At 71.5% G+C, this 20,013-nt stretch carries 19 protein-coding genes; 10 read left to right on the top strand and 9 right to left on the bottom strand.

Annotated features, from left to right (window positions below; all coding sequences use genetic code 11):
* Nucleotides 1-71 precede the first annotated feature (71 nt).
* From ACZ7L4_RS05900 to ACZ7L4_RS05880, 5 genes are read left to right on the top strand one after another with little or no spacing between them, the layout of a single operon-like run.
* The gene (locus tag ACZ7L4_RS05900) at nucleotides 72-944 is read left to right on the top strand and encodes a MurR/RpiR family transcriptional regulator (RefSeq protein ID WP_450809282.1); all 873 of its coding nucleotides are present in this window, start codon (nucleotides 72-74) and stop codon (nucleotides 942-944) included.
* A 59-nt stretch (nucleotides 945-1,003) separates the two neighbouring features.
* On the top strand, nucleotides 1,004-1,873 hold the full coding sequence (locus tag ACZ7L4_RS05895; RefSeq protein ID WP_472100028.1) for an NAD(P)-dependent oxidoreductase: 870 nt from the start codon (nucleotides 1,004-1,006) through the stop codon (nucleotides 1,871-1,873).
* A gap of 13 nt (nucleotides 1,874-1,886) precedes the next feature.
* A complete protein-coding gene (locus tag ACZ7L4_RS05890; RefSeq protein WP_472100026.1) occupies nucleotides 1,887-3,443 on the top strand; it encodes an aldehyde dehydrogenase family protein in 1,557 nt (518 codons plus the stop codon).
* A 10-nt stretch (nucleotides 3,444-3,453) separates the two neighbouring features.
* Nucleotides 3,454-4,671, top strand: coding sequence for a M20 family metallopeptidase (locus ACZ7L4_RS05885; RefSeq protein ID WP_472100024.1), 1,218 nt, complete (start codon nucleotides 3,454-3,456; stop codon nucleotides 4,669-4,671).
* Nucleotides 4,672-4,675: 4 nt separating this feature from the next.
* A complete protein-coding gene (locus tag ACZ7L4_RS05880; RefSeq protein WP_472100023.1) occupies nucleotides 4,676-6,022 on the top strand; it encodes a DUF3100 domain-containing protein in 1,347 nt (448 codons plus the stop codon).
* 35 nt (nucleotides 6,023-6,057) lie between these two features.
* On the opposite strand, the gene ACZ7L4_RS05875 is transcribed toward ACZ7L4_RS05880, so the two are convergent.
* From ACZ7L4_RS05875 to ACZ7L4_RS05865, 3 genes are all read right to left on the bottom strand, one after another.
* Nucleotides 6,058-6,369, bottom strand: a complete 312-nt coding sequence (locus tag ACZ7L4_RS05875; RefSeq protein ID WP_472100022.1) for a WhiB family transcriptional regulator — start codon at nucleotides 6,367-6,369, stop codon at nucleotides 6,058-6,060.
* A 166-nt stretch (nucleotides 6,370-6,535) separates the two neighbouring features.
* Nucleotides 6,536-8,254: an adenine deaminase C-terminal domain-containing protein gene (locus ACZ7L4_RS05870; protein WP_472100020.1), complete on the bottom strand. Its 1,719-nt coding sequence runs from the start codon at nucleotides 8,252-8,254 to the stop codon at nucleotides 6,536-6,538.
* A gap of 50 nt (nucleotides 8,255-8,304) precedes the next feature.
* On the bottom strand, nucleotides 8,305-9,666 hold the full coding sequence (locus ACZ7L4_RS05865; protein ID WP_472100018.1) for an NCS2 family permease: 1,362 nt from the start codon (nucleotides 9,664-9,666) through the stop codon (nucleotides 8,305-8,307).
* A gap of 249 nt (nucleotides 9,667-9,915) precedes the next feature.
* Here ACZ7L4_RS05865 and ACZ7L4_RS05860 point away from each other — a divergent pair, with 249 nt between their 5' ends.
* The gene (locus ACZ7L4_RS05860; protein ID WP_472100016.1) at nucleotides 9,916-10,893 is read left to right on the top strand and encodes a LacI family DNA-binding transcriptional regulator; all 978 of its coding nucleotides are present in this window, start codon (nucleotides 9,916-9,918) and stop codon (nucleotides 10,891-10,893) included.
* A 2-nt stretch (nucleotides 10,894-10,895) separates the two neighbouring features.
* On the opposite strand, the gene ACZ7L4_RS05855 is transcribed toward ACZ7L4_RS05860, so the two are convergent.
* From ACZ7L4_RS05855 to ACZ7L4_RS05835, 5 genes are read right to left on the bottom strand one after another with little or no spacing between them, the layout of a single operon-like run.
* Nucleotides 10,896-11,708 carry an MOSC domain-containing protein gene (locus tag ACZ7L4_RS05855; protein ID WP_472100014.1) on the bottom strand — a complete coding sequence of 271 codons (813 nt, stop codon included), beginning with the start codon at nucleotides 11,706-11,708 and terminating at the stop codon, nucleotides 10,896-10,898.
* 14 nt (nucleotides 11,709-11,722) lie between these two features.
* Nucleotides 11,723-12,709 (bottom strand): aliphatic sulfonate ABC transporter substrate-binding protein, encoded by a 987-nt coding sequence (locus ACZ7L4_RS05850; RefSeq protein WP_472100012.1) that lies wholly within the window; start codon nucleotides 12,707-12,709, stop codon nucleotides 11,723-11,725.
* A gap of 46 nt (nucleotides 12,710-12,755) precedes the next feature.
* Nucleotides 12,756-13,538, bottom strand: coding sequence for an ABC transporter ATP-binding protein (locus ACZ7L4_RS05845; RefSeq protein ID WP_472100404.1), 783 nt, complete (start codon nucleotides 13,536-13,538; stop codon nucleotides 12,756-12,758).
* Between the two features lie 29 nt (nucleotides 13,539-13,567).
* Nucleotides 13,568-14,380 carry an ABC transporter permease gene (locus tag ACZ7L4_RS05840; RefSeq protein WP_472100011.1) on the bottom strand — a complete coding sequence of 271 codons (813 nt, stop codon included), beginning with the start codon at nucleotides 14,378-14,380 and terminating at the stop codon, nucleotides 13,568-13,570.
* A 19-nt stretch (nucleotides 14,381-14,399) separates the two neighbouring features.
* Nucleotides 14,400-15,647, bottom strand: a complete 1,248-nt coding sequence (locus ACZ7L4_RS05835; protein ID WP_472100009.1) for an ROK family transcriptional regulator — start codon at nucleotides 15,645-15,647, stop codon at nucleotides 14,400-14,402.
* Between the two features lie 301 nt (nucleotides 15,648-15,948).
* On the opposite strand from ACZ7L4_RS05835, the gene ACZ7L4_RS05830 reads away from it, so the two are divergent.
* The 4 genes from ACZ7L4_RS05830 to ACZ7L4_RS05815 all read left to right on the top strand — a co-directional run bounded on the left by ACZ7L4_RS05830 (nucleotide 15,949) and on the right by ACZ7L4_RS05815 (nucleotide 18,936).
* Nucleotides 15,949-17,271 (top strand): family 43 glycosylhydrolase, encoded by a 1,323-nt coding sequence (locus tag ACZ7L4_RS05830; protein ID WP_472100008.1) that lies wholly within the window; start codon nucleotides 15,949-15,951, stop codon nucleotides 17,269-17,271.
* A gap of 109 nt (nucleotides 17,272-17,380) precedes the next feature.
* Nucleotides 17,381-17,587 carry a DUF2180 family protein gene (locus tag ACZ7L4_RS05825; RefSeq protein WP_472100007.1) on the top strand — a complete coding sequence of 69 codons (207 nt, stop codon included), beginning with the start codon at nucleotides 17,381-17,383 and terminating at the stop codon, nucleotides 17,585-17,587.
* Nucleotides 17,587-18,039, top strand: coding sequence for a Fur family transcriptional regulator (locus ACZ7L4_RS05820; protein WP_472100006.1), 453 nt, complete (start codon nucleotides 17,587-17,589; stop codon nucleotides 18,037-18,039). Before ACZ7L4_RS05825 ends, ACZ7L4_RS05820 begins: the two co-directional genes overlap by 1 nt.
* 138 nt (nucleotides 18,040-18,177) lie before the next feature.
* Nucleotides 18,178-18,936, top strand: a complete 759-nt coding sequence (locus ACZ7L4_RS05815; protein WP_472100005.1) for a class I SAM-dependent methyltransferase — start codon at nucleotides 18,178-18,180, stop codon at nucleotides 18,934-18,936.
* Here the strand turns inward: ACZ7L4_RS05815 and ACZ7L4_RS05810 are convergent.
* Nucleotides 18,917-19,930, bottom strand: a complete 1,014-nt coding sequence (locus tag ACZ7L4_RS05810) for an MASE1 domain-containing protein (protein ID WP_472100004.1) — start codon at nucleotides 19,928-19,930, stop codon at nucleotides 18,917-18,919. The genes ACZ7L4_RS05815 and ACZ7L4_RS05810 overlap by 20 nt on opposite strands.
* Nucleotides 19,931-20,013: the final 83 nt, after the last annotated feature.

Below are 20,013 nucleotides of genomic sequence, written 5' to 3'. Positions count from 1 at the left end.
CAATTGAAATTGCGAGGTACGTTTATGCAATCGCACTTGCAGATTGCTCGTTCTCCCAGAAAGCAACGCCCGTGCCTTCACCTCGCACCCCCAGCAACCCCGGCCAGGCCGACTGGCTGGGCGACGCCCTGCCCGACGTGCCCCTGTCCAAGGCCCAGGCCCGCGTCGTCGATGTCATCGTGCGCAACCCGCAGCTCGCCTCGTACGCCGAAATCGCGCAGATCGCCGAGCGGGCGGACGTGAACAGCTCCACCGTCGTCCGCGCCGCGCAGACCCTGGGCTACCAGGGCTGGCCCGACCTGCAGCGGGAGCTGCGGGCGCGGTACCTGGTGCAGATCTCGACCGAGGACACGCTCACCGAGCACGGCGAGCACCGCAGCCCGCTGCACGACGCCCTCACGCACGACCTGGAGAATCTGCGCCAGACCCTGGAGAGCAACTCCGCGGCGGAGGCCGAGGCGGCCATCGCGGCGCTGGCCGGGGCCCGGTCGATCCTCGTCGTCGGCGTCGGTTCCTTCGCGGGACCGGCCACCGTGATGGCACACCTCGGCTCCACCATGGGCTATCCGATCACGCTGGAGAACCGGGCGGGCGTGCACCTGGCCTCGGCCGTGAACAGCGTCGGGCCGGGCGATGTGCTGCTGGTCGTCAACATGTGGCGCTCCACGAAGCAGGTCATCGCCGCGGCGGAGGCCGCGCACGAGGCCGGGGCCACCGTCGTCGCGATCACCGACATGCGCCGTGGGCGGCTCGCCACGTCCATCGCCGAGCACCTCCTCGTCGTGCCGTCCGAAGGCATCTCGTTCTTCCAGTCCGTCACCGCCGCCACGTCGGTCGTCTACGGGCTGCTCGCCGGCATGCAGGAGGCACAGCCGGAGCGCAGCCGCGCCGCGATCCGCCGCACCCAGCAGCTCTGGCGCGACCTGGACATCTACCTCGACTGACACCCCCGGGCGGCGGGGGCTCCGCGCCTCCCGCCGCCTCCCTCCCGCAAGGAGCACAGATGAGCAAGCACATCGCCGTCGTCGGCCTCGGGTCGATGGGCGGCGCCATGGCCACCGCGCTGGTCGGCGCCGGCTGGCAGGTGCGCGGGTTCGACCCCTCCGCGGCGGCGCGGTCCGCCGCCCGGGAGGCCGGTGTGGACGCCGTCGACACGCTCGAGCAGCTCGCCGGCACCCCGTACGTGGTGTTGTCCCTGCCGTCGGCCCAGGTCGTCGAGGCGAGCCTGCCCGCCCTGCTGGACCGCCCGGGCACGGTGGCCATCGTCGACACCACGACCTCGCAGCCGGACACCTCGGCCGCGTGCGCGGTGCTCGCGGCGCGTCATGGTGTGTCCTTCGTGGACGCGCCCGTGTCCGGCGGTCGCACCGGCGCGGTGGCCGGTCGCCTGACCGCGTTCGTCGGCGCGGAACCGGACGCGCTCGACGCGGCGCGGCCCGTGCTCGACGCCCTCACCGGCGGCCAGTTCCGGCACCTCGGCGGTCCCGGCTCGGGCAACGTGGTGAAGCTGCTCAACAACATGCTGGCCGCGGTCAACCTGGTGGCGGTCGGCGAGGCCCTCGCCGTCGCGAAGTCCTACGGCGTCGACCCGGCCGCCTCCGCCGCCGGCATCAGTGGCGCGTCCGGCGCCAGCAGGGCGTCCGCCGCGATGTATCCGGACTGGGTGCTCAGCGGCACGTACGACTCCGGGTTCTCGCTCGGCCTGATGGCGCGCGACGCCGCCCTGGCCGTCGAGACCGCGAAGCAGCGCGGCGAGACACCGCAGTTGCTGGCCGCCGCGAGCGAGCGGTGGCAGGAGGCCCTGGCGGAACTGGGCCCGGCCGCCGACTTCTCCGAGATAGCCCGCACCGTCGCCCCGACCCTCACGCGTTAAGGACCGACGCACCATGAACAGCACGACCTTCTCGATCGGCTCCGCGACCTCCGGTGCCGCCACGGCCCGCGCCGCCCTGGACGCCCACTTCCCGCAGGGACTCGGCTCGTTCGTCGACGGACATGTCGTCCCCGGCCGCGGCGAGGCCGTCCGCCTCACCTCCGCCGCCACCTCGGAGTGGGTGGCCGACTACGCCGACGCCGGCACGGAGGGCGCCGACGCCGTCCTGGCGAGCGCCGCCCGCGGCGCCGAGGTGTGGGCCGCGACCGATCCCTTCGAGCGCGCGGCGATCCTGCGCGAGGTCTCCCGCACCGTCGCCGAGCACGTCGAGGAACTCGCCGCCCTGGAGTCCGCCACCACCGGCAAGCCGATCCGTGACACCCGCGGCGAGGCCGCGAAGGTCGCCGAGATGTTCGGGTACTACGCGGGCTGGGCGGACAAGCTGCTCGGACACACCATCCCGGTGCCGGGCAACTGGCACACGTACACCGAGCGGGTCCCGTGGGGTGTCGTCGTCGCCATCACGCCGTGGAACGCACCGCTGTTCACCGGCGGCTGGAACTCGGCGGCGCCGCTCGCCGCGGGCAACGCGGTCGTCGTCAAGCCCAGTGAGTTCACGCCCGCGTCGACCGTGCGCCTGGCGCAGCTGGCACACCGGGCGGGCCTGCCGGACGGCGTGTTCAACGTCGCCACGGGCCTCGGCTCGACCGTCGGTGCCACCCTCACCACCGACGCCCGTGTGGGCAAGGTGTCCTTCATCGGCTCGGTCGGCACCGGGCGGCGGGTGGCCGTCGCCGCGGCGGGCGCGGGCATTCCGACGGTTCTGGAGCTCGGCGGCAAGAGCGCCAACATCGTGTTCGCCGACGCGGACCTGGACCGCGCGGCCGACGGCGCCGTGTCCGCGATCTTCTCGGGCGCCGGGCAGTCGTGTGTCGCCGGGTCCCGGCTGCTGGTGGAGCGGTCGGTGCACGCCGAGTTCGTGGCACGGGTCGCGGAGCGCGCGGCCCGGCTGCGGATCGGCGACCCGCTCGACCCCGGGACCGAGGTCGGCCCGATCATCACCGAGGCGCAGTACGCCACGGTCACCTCGCTCGTCGCGGCCGGCATCGAGGGCGGCGCCCGCCGCGCGACGGCGGCCGACCTGCCCACCCAGGTCACCAACTCCCCGCTCGCGGACGGGCGTTGGGTGCTGCCCACCGTCCTGGACGGGGTCAACCCCGCCAATGTGCTGGAGACCACCGAGGTGTTCGGGCCGGTCGTCGGCGTCGACTCCTTCTTCACCGAGGCCGAGGCCATCGAGCGGGCCAACGCCACCACCTTCGGCCTGGCCGGAGCGGTGTGGACCCAGGACGTCGCACGGGCCCACCATGTGGCCCGCGCGGTGAAGGCAGGTACCTTCTGGATCAACTCGTACAAGACGATCCACGTGGCCGTGCCCTTCGGTGGCTTCGGCGACTCCGGGCACGGCCGGTCCTCCGGCCCCGGCGTGCTGGACGAGTACACCCAGACCAAGGCCGTGTGGACCCCCACGCGCGCCGCCGGTTCCCCGTTCCCGTCGCTGAGCTACTGAGGAGTCCTCGATGAGCCAGACACACACCGTCGCCGAAGGCGACCGACTCAAGAAGGACACCTCGGCCGGTGTCACCGCATGGGAAGGAAAGGTGCTGTCGCTCGCCCGCGGCCTGCACGCCCGTCCCGAGCTCTCCTTCGAGGAGACCGCGTCCGCGGCGGCGATCACCGAGCTGCTCGCCGAGGGCGGGCTCACCGTCGAGCACGGCACCGGCGGCCTGCCCACCGCGTTCACGGCGACCGCCGGCAGCGGCGAGCTGACGGTGGCGCTGTGTGTCGAGTACGACGCGCTGCCCGAGGTCGGGCACGCCTGCGGACACAACCTCATCGCGGGCGCGTCGGTCGCCGCGGCTCTCGCCCTGGCCCCGCACGCCGACGAACTGGGCATCACACTCAAGGCCATCGGCACTCCGGCCGAGGAGCACGGCGGCGGCAAGACACTCATGCTGGAGGCCGGCGCGTTCGACGGGGTGGGCCTGGCCCTCATGGTGCATCCGGTGCAGGACGGTGTCTCGTACAACCCGGCGGGGACCACCGCGCAGGCGGTCGGCCGCTACCGTGCCGTGTTCACCGGCCGTGCCGCGCACGCCGCGGCCGCGCCCCACCAGGGTGTCAACGCCGCCGACGGTGCCACCATCGCCCAGGTCGCCATCGGTCTGCTGCGCCAGCAGATCCCCGGGGACCATCGCGTGGCCCTGTTCGTGTCCGAGGCCGGTGTGGCCACGAACATCATTCCTGAGCGCGCGGTCGTCGACTTCGAGTGCCGGGCATTCACCCTGTCCGAGTACGAGGCACTCCTCGCCCGCGTACGGCGCTGCTTCGAGGGGGCCGCCATGGCGAGCGGCACCGAGGTGACCATCGAGGCGACCGAGCCGCTGTACGAGCCGCTCGTCCAGGACGACGCGCTGGCCGGGTACTGGACGGCCGCGATGGAGTCGTTCGGTCGTGACACCACGTCCGGCGGCCGGCTCGGCGGCGGCTCGACCGACATGGGCAATGTCAGCCAGATCATCCCGAGCCTGCACCCCTGGCTGAGCATCCCCGGGGCCGAAGTACCCATCCACTCCCACGGATTCGCCGATGTCGCCGACACCGACGCGGCGTACGAGCTGATGCTCGAAGCGGCCCGCGCGCTCGCGTGGACCGTCGTCGACGCGGCGGGCGATCCCGAGCAGCGTGCCCGGTTCGTCGAGGCCGCCTTCCACCGTGACACCAGAAGGGCCGGGTGACGACATGTCCACCCTCCTCAAGCCGGCCGACCGCGGTACGCGGACCCGTCAGACGCTGCCGATCGCCGGGCTCGCGCTGGTGATCGCGCTGGTCGTGCAGTTCATCGGTGAGCTCGACATCGACCTGGGCATCGGCTCCATCATCATCTTCCCGATGGTGTGGGGTCTGTTGCTGGGCCTGCTGGTGTCGATCCAGAAGTTCCGGCCGCTCGGCATCGATCTGCAGAAGGTGGCGGCCGCGCTCGTCGGCGTCGCCGTGATGATCCTGGTGGCCCGACTGGCGTTCAACATCGGCCCCAGCCTGCCGACGCTCGCCGACGCCGGTCCCGCCCTGCTGCTCCAGGAGATCGGGCATCTGCTCGGCACGGTCGCCATCGCGCTGCCGCTCGCGGTGCTGCTGCGAATGGGCAAGGCCACGGTGGGCGCGACGTTCTCGCTCGACCGCGAGCCGTCGTTCGCGATGGTCTCGGAGAAGTACGGTCCCGACTCGGACCAGTACCGCGGCGTGCTCGCCATGTATGTGTTCGGCACGATGTTCGGAGCGGTCTTCATCACGCTCCTGACCTCGCTGGTGTCGAACTGGAACATCTTCGACCCGCTGGCCCTGGCGATGGGCGCCGGTGTCGGTTCGGGGTCGATGATGGCGGCGTCCTCCGCCAGCATCGTGGCCGCCTATCCGGGCGACGAACAGGCCATCCTGGGCATGGCGGCGGTCTCCAACCTGATCACGACGATCCTCGGTGTGTACGTCGGGATCTACGTGGCGCTGCCGCTGGCGGACCGCTTCTACCGGTTCCTGACGCGCCGTGGGCGCACCGAGGCGGCGGAGAGCGCGCCCACCGAAGCGGGTGTGACGGAACAGAGCGCGGCGGAGAACCGCGCCTTCCGTGAGCAGGTGGCGGCGGCCGGGGGCGAGATCAAGCTTCCGCTCTGGCTGTCGCTCGGCGTGCTGACGATCCTCGGTCTCGGCACCGCCTCGGTCGCGGCGGGGCACGTGAGCCTGGACATCGTCGGCGGATACGCCGTGCTGCTCGGCCTGGTCCTCGTCGGGCTCGTGCTGGCCAAGGCCAGCCGGAAGATCTCGGCGATCGTATGGATCACCACCGTCGGCGCGTACGTGTCCAGCCCGTGGTTCTTCGCCTCGGACACGCTGAACCGCCTTGTGTCGTCGGTGGACTTCCTGTCCATCGCGACCATCATGCTGACGCTGGCGGGGCTCTCCCTCGGCAAGGATCTGCCGCTGCTGCGCCGCATCGGATGGAAGATCGTCCCGGTCGGGCTCGTCGCCATCACCGCGTCGTTCCTGCTCTCGGTGGTCATCGCCGAGTTCACGCTCGGGGCGTGGGGCTAGAGCCCGTCGTTCGGGTCAGTCCCTGAGGGCGCCCCTCACGACACCCCCGCGTGGTCCGCTCGGACAGGCCGCTCGTGCTCGGCGCGGGCGGCCTCGAGCAGTCGCCGCCAGGAGGTGACGGTGGGCCGACGGCGCAGCAGCGCGCGCCGCTCGCGCTCGGTCATGCCGCCCCAGACCCCGTGCTGGATACGCTGATCCAGCGCGTGGGCCAGGCATTCGGTCTTGATCACGCATCCCCCGCAGATGCGCTTGGCGCTGCTCTGCGCGGCCCCCTCGACGAACAAGTCGTCGGGGTCCGTCGTGCGGCATGCCGCCCGGTCCCACCGTGAAGCCTGGTCGTGACGCACTGCTTCCGCCCCCATTCCCGTATCGCCTCTCAGCGTAGTCGAGTCGTCACTTTAGGCCATACGTGCAGCTCGCGCACCCCACCCCCTCTGAACACATGGTCAATTGCGACTTCGAAAAGGACAAAAGGCGCGCAACTGCGGGCAGTTGCGCGCCTTCGAAAGGGTGTTAATTCACCATCGTCGGGCCCACGGCCTCGCGGCGTACGACGTCGACGAGGGACCGGTCGGTGATCTTGAGGGCGGGTGAGACGGCGAGGGTCAGGGTCGACACACTCATGAACGGGTTGAGGTGGCGCCAGCCCCAGTGCTCCAACGCGCCCCGCACCGCGGCCGCCTGGTCGGCGACGTCCCCGGCCGGGAGGGCGGACAGCACGCCGCCCACGGGCAGCGGCATCCGGGCCGCGATCGACTCGCCCTCGGGTCCGGCGACCACCGCGACGCCTCCCCCGTCCCCGACGACGGTCGTCGCGGCCGCGGCCATCGCGGCCCGGGAGGTGCCGATGGTCAGGAGGTTGTGGCTGTCGTGGGCGTACGTCGAGGCCACCGCGCCGTCGGTCAGTTCGCGGCCGAGCAGCGGGGCGAAGACCGCGCCGTCACGTCCGTAGCGATTGCGGACCCGGACGACGGTGGCACGCCCCTCCCACTGCACCTCGCCGTCCTGGACCGGGAGTTGGATCTCCGCCGCCTCGGTGTAGGTGTCCCGCTCGTTGACCCGCATGGCGCGGAAGGTGTGCACACCGTCGGGCAGGTCGACGGTCCAGCGGAACGTGTCGGCGTCCTGCGGTTCGACGTCGAGGCGACTGCCGAGCGGCTCGACGGCCGGTGCCTCGGCGCCCGCGTCCGAGCGCGCGGGTGCGCCGTCGCGGCCCACCACCCGGCCGCCGGACAGCACCAACGCCGGGTCGAACGCGGCGAGTTCGCCGCGCAGCAGCACCAGGTCGGCGCGCTTGCCCGGCGAGACGACGCCGCGGTCGTGCAGGCGAAGGCGCTGGGCCGGCGTCCAGGTCAGGGCCTTGAGGACGACGTGCGCGGGGAAGCCCGCGGCCACGGCCACCCGTGCGATGTGGTCGAGGTGGCCCTTGTCGACGATGTGGTCGGCGGCGAGGTCGTCGGTCACCAGGCACAGCGGCGGGAGCTGCGACAGGGCGAGGAGGGCCTGGGCCACCTCCTCGTTCAGGCACTTCTCCTGCAGCATCATCGTCATGCCGAGGCGGGCCTTCTCCAGGACCACCTCGGTGCGGTTCTTGGTGTGGTCGGAGTCCACACCGGTGGCGAGGTAGGCGCTGAGTTCGGCGCCGGTCAGGTTCGGGCAGTGGCCGTCGAGGACGACGTCCTGCGCGCGGGCGGCGGCGGTGACCTCGTGCATGCGGCGGTCGCCCGCGACGACGGCCCGGTAGTCCATGACCTCGCCGAGCGCGATCACTCCGGGCCAGCGCAGCATCTCCGCGATGTCGTCGGCGGACAGCGCGGCACCGGCGTGCTCCAGGCCCTCCAGGGCGGGCACGCACGACGGGACGCCCCACAGCTGGGTCTGGGCGGTCTCCCGGCCGGCGTCGATCATCCAGCGCATGGCGTCGCGCCCGGCGACGTTGACGATCTCGTGCGGGTCGGCGAGCACGGACGTCGTGCCGCGCGCGAGGGTCACCGCGGCGAACTCCTGCGGCGTCAGGAACGCGCTCTCGATGTGCATGTGCGCGTCGACGAAGCCGGGGACGACCAGCATGCCCCTCGCGTCGATCTCCTCGCGGGCGTCGGCGGGGGTGCCCGGGGGCAGCACCCCGCTGATCGTCTCCCCGCGTACGAGGACGTCGGCGGCGAACTCCTCGCCGGTGAAGGTGGACACCACGCGCCCGCCGCTGATCCGGAGGTCGTGCTGCTCACTCATGGGGTCGTGCTCCTTCAGAAAGGGGGGTCGTCACTCGGGGCGGGGCGCCGTCAGGGGACGAGTGTGTAGAAGTAGTAGCCCAGCGGGACCATGACGATCCACAGCGGCCAGGGCACCTCGCGGATCCGGCCGCTGACGGTCTTGACGAGGACATGGGCGGCGAGCCCGACCGCGATGCCGGTGCCGAAGTTGCCGAAGAACAGCGTGGTCGCGACGGTGAGGGCCGCCGGGATCGCGTTGGTCGGGTCCTTGAAGTCGACGTTCTTGAGGGCGCCGAGCATGTTCAGGCCGATGTAGATCAGCACGGGCGCGGTGGCGGCGGAGGGGATCAGCGTCGCGAACGGGGTGACGAGCAGCAGCAGTCCGAAGCCGCACGCCGCCCACACGGAGGCGAGGCCGGTCTTGCCGCCCGCGTCGGCCGCGGCGGACGACTCCAGGTAGGCCGTCATCGACGGGGCACCGACGGCCGAACCGCCCATCACGGACACCGAGTCGACGAGGAAGGGGCGCCGCGAGCCGGGGATGTTGCCGTCCTTGTCGAGCAGTCCGGCGCGCCCCGAGACGGCGAGGAGGGTGCCGGTCATGGAGAAGAACTCGGACACGAAGAAGGCGAAGATGTACGGGAAGTACTCCGGCTTGAGCGCGCCGAGGATGTCGATGTGGAAGAGCAGCGGCCCGGGTGAGTCGGGGGCGGAGAAGAGGCTGTCGGGGACGTCCGTGACACCGAGCGGGATGCCGACGACCGTGACGGCCGCGATGGTGATGAGGAACGCGCCGGGCACCTTGCGCGCGGCGAGCGCCGTGAGCAGCAGCAGGCCGCCCAGGGCGAGCAGCCCGGCGGGCTTCGACAGGTCGCCGACGGCGAGGGCCGCCTTGTCGGCGTTGCCGACGACGAGGTCGGCGTCGCGGAAGCCGATGAGCGCGATGTAGAGGCCGAGGCCGCCGCTGATGGCGTACTTGAGGTTCATCGGCATCAGGCGTGTGACGAGGTCACGGATGCCGAGCAGGGTGAGGACCAGGAAGGCGACGCCGGACCAAAACACCATGCCGAGCGCGGTGTCCCAGGGGACGTGGTCCTGGCCGACGATGGTGAAGGCGATCAGTGCCACGCCGCCGAGGCCCGGGGCGACGACGAACGGCAGGTTGGCGATGAGGCCCATGGCCAGGGTCGCCAGCGCGATGGCGATGATGACGGCGGTGGTCGCTGCGCCGTGCGGCACGCCCGCGCCCGCCAGTTGGCCGGGGACCACGACGACCGCGTAGGCGGCGGCCATGAACATCGAGGCGCCGGCGACGAGTTCCGTGCGGGGCGTGCTGCCGCGACCGCGGACGCGGAAGAGCCGCTCGACGAGCGATGCGGGCTCGGCGGCGGCGTCGGCCTGCTCGCCGGAGGGCGGAGCGGTGGTGGACATGGGGACCTCGGCGGGATGAGGGGTGGGCAGGGAACTCTGCGGCGACGTCGGCGCGAGGAGGCGCGGGGCGTGCGGGCACCCGGCTTGGGTACGGTCTCTGCAACCGGTCTCTGCAACCGGTTGCAGAGACCGGTTGCAGGTATCATGACACGGCATAAAGGGAAAGTGAACAGCGGCCCGGGCAGTTCCTTGGAACAGCCGGCGACTCGGGCCGGACCACAGACACGGCACGGGCAGCAGGGGGCAGCAGTGGCGACGCTCATGGACGTGGCGCAGGCGGCGGGGGTCTCGAAGGCCACCGCCTCGCGGGCGCTGCACCGCCCCGACATGGTCGCGGAGGGCACCCGGCTGCGGGTGCGGGAGGCGGCGGACCGGCTCGGCTTCCAGCTCAACGCCGCGGCGCGCGCCCTGACCACGGGCCGTACGGGCCTGGTCGGCCTGATCGTGCCGACGCTCTCGAACCCCTTCTTCGCTCCCCTGGTCATCGGCGCGCAGCAGGCCGCCGAGGACACCGAGAGCCATCTGCTGATCGCGGTGTCCGAGTACGACGCGGAGCGCGAGGCCGCCCTCGCCGACCGGCTGTCCGAGCAGGCCGACGGCCTGATCATGGTGACTCCGGTGGGCACGGACGCGGCGCTGCGCGAGCGCTTCAAGCGCCAACCGCTGGTGCTCGTCGACCGCCAGGTCGGCCGCCTCCCGGCCGTCGTCGCCGACACGGCGGCGGGGCTTGCCGAACTCCTCGGCCACCTGCTGGACCTCGGCCACCGCGAGATCGCCTACGTGTCCGGGCCCGCGGGCTCCTGGGCGGACGAGCAGCGGCGGGCCTCGCTCACCGCGCAGGCCGCGGAGGCGGGCGCCCGCATCCATGTGCTCGGCCCGCTGCCGCCCACGTTCGACGCGGGCATCGAGGCCTCGCACTCCCTGCCCGGCGTCGCAACGGCCGTCCTCGCGTACAACAGCTATCTCGCCCTTGGCCTGCTGCACGGGCTGGGGACGACGGGGCGGCGCGTGCCCGAGGACATCAGCCTGGCGGCGGCCGACGACCTGAGCACGCTGGGCGCGACGACTCCGCCGGTGACGGCGCTGGACGTGCCGTTGCGGGAGGTGGGCACGCTCGCCGTCACCCGGCTCCACGAACTGGTCGGCGGGCAGCGGCGCACAGTGACGTCGCGGGTGCCCGCGGCGCCGGTGCTCCGCGCGTCGACGGCTGCGCCGCGGGTGCCTTGAGGTCAGTGGCTCGACGCCGCCGGTGCCGCGTCCAGTTCCAGCGTGTCGCCGACCTTGATCCGGCCGGGTGTCACCACGTCCGCGTACACACCGAACAGGACGCCGCGGCCCAAGGTGCTCAGGCCCAGGCCCCGGTAGCCCTTGATCAGGGACAGCGCGCGCACTCCCCCGGAGCCGTCGACCGGGTCGCGGTTCACCGCGCCGCACCGCTTCACCGGCCCCTCGACGCGCAGCTCCGCCCCGCCGACGCGCACCGTCCGGCCCTCCCAGGTGTCCTCGGCGTGGGCTTCGGCGCCGCCGAAGCCGAGTGTCATGCGGAAGCGGCGCTTGTCGACCGCTTCGAGGTCGGACCTGCGGGCCAGTTCGTCGACGGAGGCGTCGCCGAGGAGGGTGACGGGTCGCAGGTCCACGCCGCCGTTGTCCGCGTCGGGGCGCACCAGCCGCACCGGTTGGCCCACGCGGTCCGAGAGGAGCTCGGCCCACGGTCCCTCGACGACGCGCCCGGGCACCGTGTGGTGCCGGAAGAAGTCGACCTCCAGCGCGTCGCCGAGGCACACCTCGTCGGTGACCTCGGAGCCGTCCGGGCCTGTCACGGTCAGGGTCCCGGACTCCGCCGCGTAGTGGGCGGTGTGTCCGGCCCAGGCTCCCGTGCGGGTCATGGACAGCAGGTTGCCCTCCGCGTCCACCATGAGGAAGGCGCGGTCGCCCGCAACCCCCGTTCGCGTCAGCTCGACCTCGTCGCGCGGCACGACTCCGAGTCCCTTGATGGCGGTGGTCGACAGCGAGGTGACCTGGAGTGCTTGAACGGGTGTCATGGGCCTGTGCTCCCCTACTTGGCGTACGTCTCCGAGTACAGATCGGCCACGTAATACTTTCCCGGGTCGGTGTTGTCGTCCAGTTGCTTGTTACGGACGAAGAAGTCGCCGAGCTTCTTCAGCCACGTGTCCACCTCGCCGCTCTTGGTCTTGGTGACGAGGTCCTTGGTGGAGAGCGTCTCGACGTGGGAGGCATCGGCCTTGGCCTGGGCCTCGGTGACCTGGAGCATCTTGGCGGTGAGCGCGATGGTCTCCTCGGGGTGTTCCTGGCGCCAGTCGTTGGCCTGCTGGAGCACCTTGATGACCTTCTTGTTCTTGGCCTCGGGCACCTTGTTGCCGGCGACGAAGGCGGTGGGGAAGGAGTCCTTGGTGTCCTTGGTGCTCGCTATCTCGTGAAGGCCGGGGACCTTCTTCTTGATGGTGTCGATGGCGGGGTAGAAGAAGCCGGCGCCGTCGATCTTCCCGGAGGAGAAGGCGGAGACGATGGTGGACGGGTCCATGTTGACCTTGGTGATGTCCTTCGTCGTCATCCCGGCCTTCGCCAGGGCGATGTTGAGGATCATGTCCCCGGAGGTGCCTTCGGGGACGCCGACGCGCTTGCCCTTGAGGTCCTTCATGGACTTCATGCCGGGCTGCCCGATGACACGGTCCGCGTACGTGAGGGTGTCGATGGCGATGACCTTCGACTTGCCGGAGGCGGGCAGCCACATGGCGCCGGGACCGATGTAGCCGTAGTCGAGGCTGTCGGCGCTCAGGGCCTGGATCTGCACCGGGCCGTTGTTGAACGCCTTCACCTTCGCGGTGAGGTCGGCCTTCTTCCACAGGCCCTGCTTCTCGGCGATCGCGAGGAGGCTGGCGCCGTTGTAGTCGGCGATGTAGCCGAAGCGGACGGAGTTGTCGTCCTGCGAGCCGCCGCCGGAGCAGGCGGTGACGGAGAGCGTGAGCATCAGGGCGGCGGGCAGCGCCGTGAGGGTGGTGCGCCTGATCCTGCTTCTGGACATGCTGGAGGTCCTCTCGGGGTGGTTCGCGGGAAGGTGCGAGCGGGGGTCAGGCGGCGTTGGGCGGCGCGTCCTGGTGATAGACCGAGGTCCACACCTCGTTGCGGATGCGCCGGAACTCCGGTGAGAGGCGGATCTGTTCGGTGCGCGGGTAGGGCAGGTCGACCTCGACGATGCGGTGGATGCGGCCGGGCCGCGCGGCCATCACCACGACGCGGCTGGCGAGGTAGACGGCCTCGTCCACGTCGTGGGTGATGAACAGGACGGTGCGCTTCTCCTGGCTCCAGGTCGCGAGCAGCTGGTCCTGCAGCTGCACCCGGGTCAGGGCGTCGAGGGCGCCGAACGGCTCGTCCATCAGCAGGACTTGGGGGTCCACCGCGTAGGCGCGGGCGATGGCGCAGCGCTGTTTCATTCCGCCGGACAGCGTCTTGGGCAGGGCGTCGGCGAACTCGTCGAGGCCGACGAGGGCGATGGCGGCCTCGGCGCGGCGGCGGCGCTCCGCAGCGGGTACGGAGGCCAACTTGAGCCCGAACTCCACGTTCTGGCGAACCGTCAGCCACGGGAACAGCGCGTACTGCTGGAAGATCACGCCCCGGTCGGGTCCCGGCCCCGACACGGGCGTGCCGTCGACCAGGACGGCGCCGGAGTCGGGTTCCTGGAGCCCGGCGGCCATGCTCATCAGGGTGGACTTGCCGCAGCCCGAGGGGCCGACGACCGTGACGAACTCCTGGTCGGCGATGTCGAGACGGATGCCGTCCAGTGCGGTGAAGGTGGTCCCCTTCAGCGGGAAGGTCTTCACCACGTCCCGAAAGCTGATCTTGCTGTCCGTCATCGTCTTCCCGTCCTGCGCTGTCTTGCTGTTCATCGACGCTCCTGCCAGCCGGTGAGCCGCCGCTCGGCCAGCAGCAACAGCCGGTCCATGACGAGCCCGAGCACACCGATGGAGATCAGGGACACGAAGATCGTGTCCATTTCGAACCAGGTGGACGCCTTCTGCATCCGGTAGCCCAACCCTTCCTGGGCGCCGATGAGTTCGGCCGCGACCACGGTCGCCCAGGACGCGCCGAGACCGATGCGCATGCCGACGAGGATGAACGGGGTGGAGGCGGGGACGACCACCTTGGCGAAGATGGTGCGGTCGGACGCCCCGAGCACCCGGGCGGCGTTGATGAGTGTCTTGTCGACGTCGACGACTCCCTGGAAGGAGGAGACGACGCAGGCCATGAACGACGCCAGGAAGATGACGGCGATCTTTGGCACCTCGCCGATGCCGAGCAGCACCACGGCCAGCGGGATCAGGGCGAGCGGCGGGATGGTGCGGAAGAACTGGATGTACGGCTCGACCAGGGCGCGGACCGTCGGGTACCAGCCCATGAGGAAGCCGACCGGTACCGCGGCGAGCACGCCGAGGGCGTAGCCGAACAGGACGCGGCGCAGGCTGGCGAGGGTGTCGTCGGCCAGTGTGCCGTCGGAGATCATGGTGCCGGCCTTCTCGGCGACGGCGGCCGGTGTGGGCAGGTTCTCGACCCAGCCGAGGGCGGCGACGACGGCCCATACGGCGATGCCGGCCACCACGGCGACGACGTTCAGGATCAGGGGTCGGCCGCGGCCCCGGCGCGGTGGCTGCCGCCGGGCCTCGGTGGTGGTCTTCTGAGCGGGGGTGATCACAGCCATGGTGTCCTCGCTGATGGCTTCACGCGTGCTCCTCGGAGACGGGCGGCGGGTAGTGGGTGAGCAGGGGGGATTCGTGGAGTACCAGGGCGATGCCGCCGAGTGCGCTGCCGGCCTCGCCGAGCGTGGCGCGGCGCAGGTCCACATGGGGGTGGGCCATCGGCATCAGGTGCCGGCGCAGGGTGCGTTCGACCGGTTCGAGGAGGGCGGCTCCCGCCTCGGCGAGTTCGCCGCCGACGACGATGACGCCCGCGCCGACGACGTGACAGACCGAGGCGAGCACGGTGCCGACGTCGCCGCCGACGCGCTCCAGCACCTCCAGGGCCGTCGGCTCGGCGGCGGTGACCGCGTCGAGGAATCCGGTGAGGTCCTGGGCGCGGCCGCCGGATTCGCGGTAGCGGCACAGCACGGCGTCGAGCGAGGCGCGGGTCTCCAGGCACCCGGTTCCGCCGCACTCGCAGGTACGGCCCATCGGGTCCACGGTGATGTGTCCGAACTCGCCGGACAGTCCGTACCGGCCGCGGTGCAGCGCGCCGCCGACGACGAGGCCGCCGCCGACGCCGTGCGAGAGCCGCAGGTAGAGGACGTCGCTGCTGTCGGCCGCCGCGCCCCAGACGGCTTCGGCGAGGGCGGCGAGCCGGGTGTTGTTGTCGAGCAGGACCGGCACCCCGAACCGTTTGCGCAGCAGGTCGGGCAGGCCGTCGATGCCCTGGGCGTGGGCGTGTTCGCTGCCGGGGTCGGCGATCGGCCCGACCACGCCGACACCGATGGCGGTGAGCGCGTCGAGGTGTACGCCGCGGGAGTGGCCCTGACCACCGGCCTCGCCCGGATCGGCAGCGGGCGGGTCGGTGGCCAGGGCGTCGAGGAGCCGTTCCGCGAGGTCGACGCGTTCGGGCCAGGAGAGGTCCGGGGCGTGCGACTCGCTCGCCGAACCGACCACCTCATGGGCGAAGTTGACGGCGGCGACGTGCACGGCGCGGCGCGCGAAGTCGATGCCGACCGCCTCGCCGGCGGCCGGGTTGAGGCTGAGCTTCTCCACCGGGCGGCCGCGTTTGCGTGTCTCGACCTGGGCGGGGGCGGCGACCACCGCGCCGCTGGCAAGCAGGTCGGCGACGATGTCGTGGAGCGTGGTGCGGGAGAGCCCGCTGCGGATGCCCAACTCGGCTCGGCTCAAGGGGCCTTGTTTGCGCAGCAGCTCGAGAACGGACTGCTCGTGGCCGCGCCGGAGCCGCGTCAGCGGGCCGTCGTGTTCGTGCATGCCGGACAGCATGTGAGGGCCGACGATTTTCGTCAATGAGTCGGACCGAAATACTCGCGACGCCTTCTTGCGCAACAACACTCCGCCGAACCGGACTTGACCTGCGGCGATGTGGAGGCGCCCCGCACAGGGCCGTGCCGGGCCACGTTCGGAGAACGCCATACGACTGCAACATTCGTCGCTGACCAGCACCCTCCCAGCCGCCCGGCCGCCACTCCCGCGTTCATTTATGTAGGTGCTCTTGACTTAATTCATGGGCACGCTGAAGCATGCTGCGCACACACCGGACCGACCAGCCGAGGAGCCCCGTCTGATGACCCGGGAAGATTCGAACGCTGCGCACATCGGCCGCCGCGGAGTGCTGGCCGGCATCGCCGGAACCATGGGGGCGGTGGCACTCCCCGCGGGCTCAGCACTCGCGGCCCCCGCCCACCCCGCCAAGGGAAGGCCGTACCCGCCCAACTGGCCGGCCCTCGAACCGTACGGACTCGCGGACACCCGCCAGGACCTCTGGCCGCGCGAGGACAACTCCTTCGTCCTGCCGCTGGAACTGCGGCCGCGCGACGAGGAGTTGGGCCGTGTCTGGATGCGCGACACGTACGTGAACTGCTTCGTCGTCGACGGCCGCCCGCTGTACGTGGCCACCGGCACCACCCGCGCGCCCGGCCTCGCGGCGGCGGGGCCCTGGAACGACGGCATCTTCGTGTGGACCGCCCCGTCGCTGCACGGCCCGTGGCGCCTCGCCGACACCACCGGCATCCGGCCCGGCGCCGAGCGCGGGAAGGTGTGGTCGCCGGAGTTCGTGGACGAGAACCGGCCGGGCCGCACGGTCGTCGCGCCGTGGCAGGAGTACTGGCACGACGAGCAGTTCGGCAAGCGGGCCAACGCCTGGGCCCCGGAGCTGCACCGCTTCCGCGGCAAGTGGTACATCGTCGCGTGCATGGGCGACCACTCCCAACTGGTCGGCTCGTTCATGCTGGTGAGCGACGGCGGGGTCGAGGGCCCCTACCGGCTCGTCGACGGCAACCTCGACAAGCCGTTCGGCGACGTGGTGCCCGGTGGGCCCGCGTTCATCAGGCCCGGCGCGTACCACCACATCGACGGCGGCCTCTACACCGAGGGCGACGACGCGTGGCTGGTGCTGCACAACCACGTCTACGCGAAGTTCCGCGACGACATGGAGGACATCGTCCCGACGACGAACCTCCCGGCGTTCCGGCAGACCCCCTACTCGCCCGAGCCCTACCTGGAGGGCGCGTACGTCTTCAAGTACGGCGGCAAGTACTTCCTGGTGCACGCCGCGTGGGACCGGGCGTCCACCAACGCGGACGGCAGCACGCGCCACGCCTACGACCCGCCGGGCACCGGCCGCACGCAGTACCAGTACGACGCGGTCGTCGCCGTCGCCGACCGTTTCGAGGGCCCGTACTCCGAGCGCTGGACCGCGGGAGTCGGCGCCGGGCACAACAACTTCTTCGAGGACCACCGCGGCGGCCTGTGGGCGACGTTCTTCCGCAATCCCGCCTTCGGCTACTGGGCCGATCCGTCCCGGTCCGGCGACGCCGCGGTGGCCGGTGTCGTACGCCTGGAGTGGACAGGGCCGCAGGGCAACCGCCTGTACGTGAAGCGGACCTAGATTGGACTCGATCCAAACTGGGACGTACTGTAAAGGAAACCGAGGTACATATCAGCGCAGCCAGTGACGTCTGCCACCTCCGGTAACACACCACCACGGAGGCCCCCACATGACTTGCTACGACTGCATCCAGGAACAGCGTCCCGACTCGACCGGAATCGGCATCTGCACCCGCTGCGGCCTGGCCACCTGTCACGACCACGCGCGCGTGGTCGCCACCCACGTCCAGCGGGCCAACGGCATGAGCCGCTCGACCAGCCGCCTCGCCGGGCGGCGCGTCGTCTGCCGCACCTGCCTGGCCGCCGAGGCCGCGTAGTGCCCGGCCAGGACGCGGGCGAGCTCCTCAGGCGCAGGGGCCTGCGCAGCACGGCGCAGCGGCGCGCCGTGCTGACCGCGCTCCAGGGCCGGCCGCACGCGTCCGCGGCCGACCTGGAGGAGCGGATCAGGACGGCGGCCGGGCCCGGGACACCAGCCGGTGGCCTGTCGCGCCAGGGGCTGTACAACGTCCTGGAGGACCTCACCCGGGTTCACCTCGTGCGCTGCATCGAGCCGGCGGGCTCCCCCGCCCGCTTCGAGCTGCGCGTGGGCGACAACCACCACCATCTGGTCTGCCGCTCCTGCGGCCGGATCGAGGACGTGGACTGCGCCGTGGGCGCGGCACCCTGCCTCGACCCGGTCGAGGACAGCGGCTTCACGGTGGACGAGGCCGAGGTCACCTGGTGGGGCCGGTGCGCCGACTGCCGCCGCGCCTCCGAACACCCCGCCTGACCCACCCCGTGCGCCGCGCGGGCCTTGTGCACGCGCCCCATCCTGCGGCGCGATCTTTGTTGATCCTGCCAGTCGGCCCCGGCGGTGTTCCGCGAGAAGACTGCTCGCTGACATGACCGAGCCCGTACGGGAGGCAGCGTGAGCACGAGCGCGGAGCAGCAGTACGACAGAATCGGCGAGGCCTTCGAGGGCTTCAAGGCCCTCCATCTGGCCCGCTACGTGGAGGTGCCCAGTTTCCTGGACCTGGTCGGCGATGTGACCGGCAGGTCCGTCGTCGACCTCGCGTGCGGCACCGGCTTCTACAGCCGCCTGTTCAAGCGGCGCGGCGCCACCGACGTGTGCGGCGTCGACGTCTCCGGCGAGATGGTCGACGTGGCCCGCCGCATCGAGGCCGCGGAACCGCTCGGTGTGCGCTACGCCGTCGGCGACGTCGCCGCGACCGACGTGCTCGGCGGCGACCAGTACGACATCGCCACCGCCGTCAACCTGCTCAACTACTCCGAGACGGTCGACGCGATGACGGCCATGTGCCGCACCATCCACGCCGCGGTGCGTCCCGGCGGCACCCTCTACGCCCTCAACCAGAGCCCCGACTACGACTTCGACGGGCCGAGTCCCCGCCCGTACGGCTTCCACTGCGAGCTGGAGGGCAGCCGTGTCGAGGTGGGTCCGCGGGTGCGTGTCACCGCGTTCCTCGACCCCCAGCCCGTCTCCTTCGTCGCCAGCCTGCCGCGCCGGGAGGTCTACGCCGAGGCCCTGACCCGGGCCGGTTTCACCGACGTCGCCTGGTCGCCGCTTGCCGTCTCGGCCGAGGGCCGCGCCGCGTTCCCCGCCGGGTTCTGGGACGACTACGCGGCCAATCCGCCCTTCGAGCTGCTCACCGCCCGTCGTCCCTGACCTCGGAGGACCCGTCGGGGGTCTCGGGCGCGCGGCGGCCCGAGGACTCCGTCGGGTCCTCGCCCGCGGCGAGGTGCTCCAGGAGTTCGGCGAGCTCGTTGCAGGCGTGCTGCACCGAGTGCCGGGTGGCGCGCTGTTCCGTGACGAGCGCGGACAGCAGGAGCGCCGTCAGCGCGGCGGCTCCGTTGAAGGCCTGGAGCTTGGTCATGACCTCGATGTTGGACAGGTCGAAGAACGTGCCGCGGTCCTGGTGCGCCGCGAACGTGGTGAGCACGGACGCGAACAGCGCGCAGAGCATGCTTCCGGCCAGCTCGAACCGCAGCGCCGCCCAGATCAGCAGCGGAAAGATCAGGAAGAGCATGCTGGGCGAGCTGAACACGGCGTACGGGACGATCAGCAGGGTCGCGATCCCCAGACACCCGGCCTCCACCCAGCGCCGGACGGGTATGCGCCCCACCCTCTCGCGGCGGGGCAGGAGTGTGCCCCGGGCCAGCACGAGCAGCATCGGGGTCACGAGCAGCACCCCCATGGCGTCGCCCACCCACCAGGCGAGCCACACCGGCAGGAAGTCCCCCGGGGCCAGCGACCCCGTCCACACCTGTGGCGCGACGCCGGCCGTCGCGCTGATCAGCATGGCGCCGAGCCCGCCGAGGAAGACCAGGCTGGTCCCGTCCCGCAGCCGTGACACGTCGGGCCGGAAGCCGACCCCCCGAAGCATCAGAAAGGCGCACAGCGGCCCCGCGGTGTTGCCCGCGACCGTGACGATCGAGATGAGGTCCGGGGTGGTGAGGGAGGTGATCACGAGGAAGGAGCCCAGCGCGATGCCGGGCCAGACCCACACGCCGAACACCAGCAGGGCGGCGACCGCGAGGCCGGTGGGCGGCCAGATCGGGGTGACCACGACGCCCTCGACGCCGACCTGCCCGAGCAGGCCGAGGCGCCCTGCCGCGTAGTAGCAGGCAGCCACGGCAAGTGCCTTCAGGGCCATCTCCATGGCCGGTCGGAACCGCCGAGAAACCACCACAGCAGCCATCAGACACCGACCGGGTCTCCTCGGCCACGCGAAGCCCTCCGGCC

It is taken from the genome of Streptomyces sp. NPDC107575 (assembly GCF_055657265.1).
The sequence above is the reverse complement of the archived record's forward strand: the minus strand, read 5'-3'. Positions and strand labels throughout refer to the sequence as shown.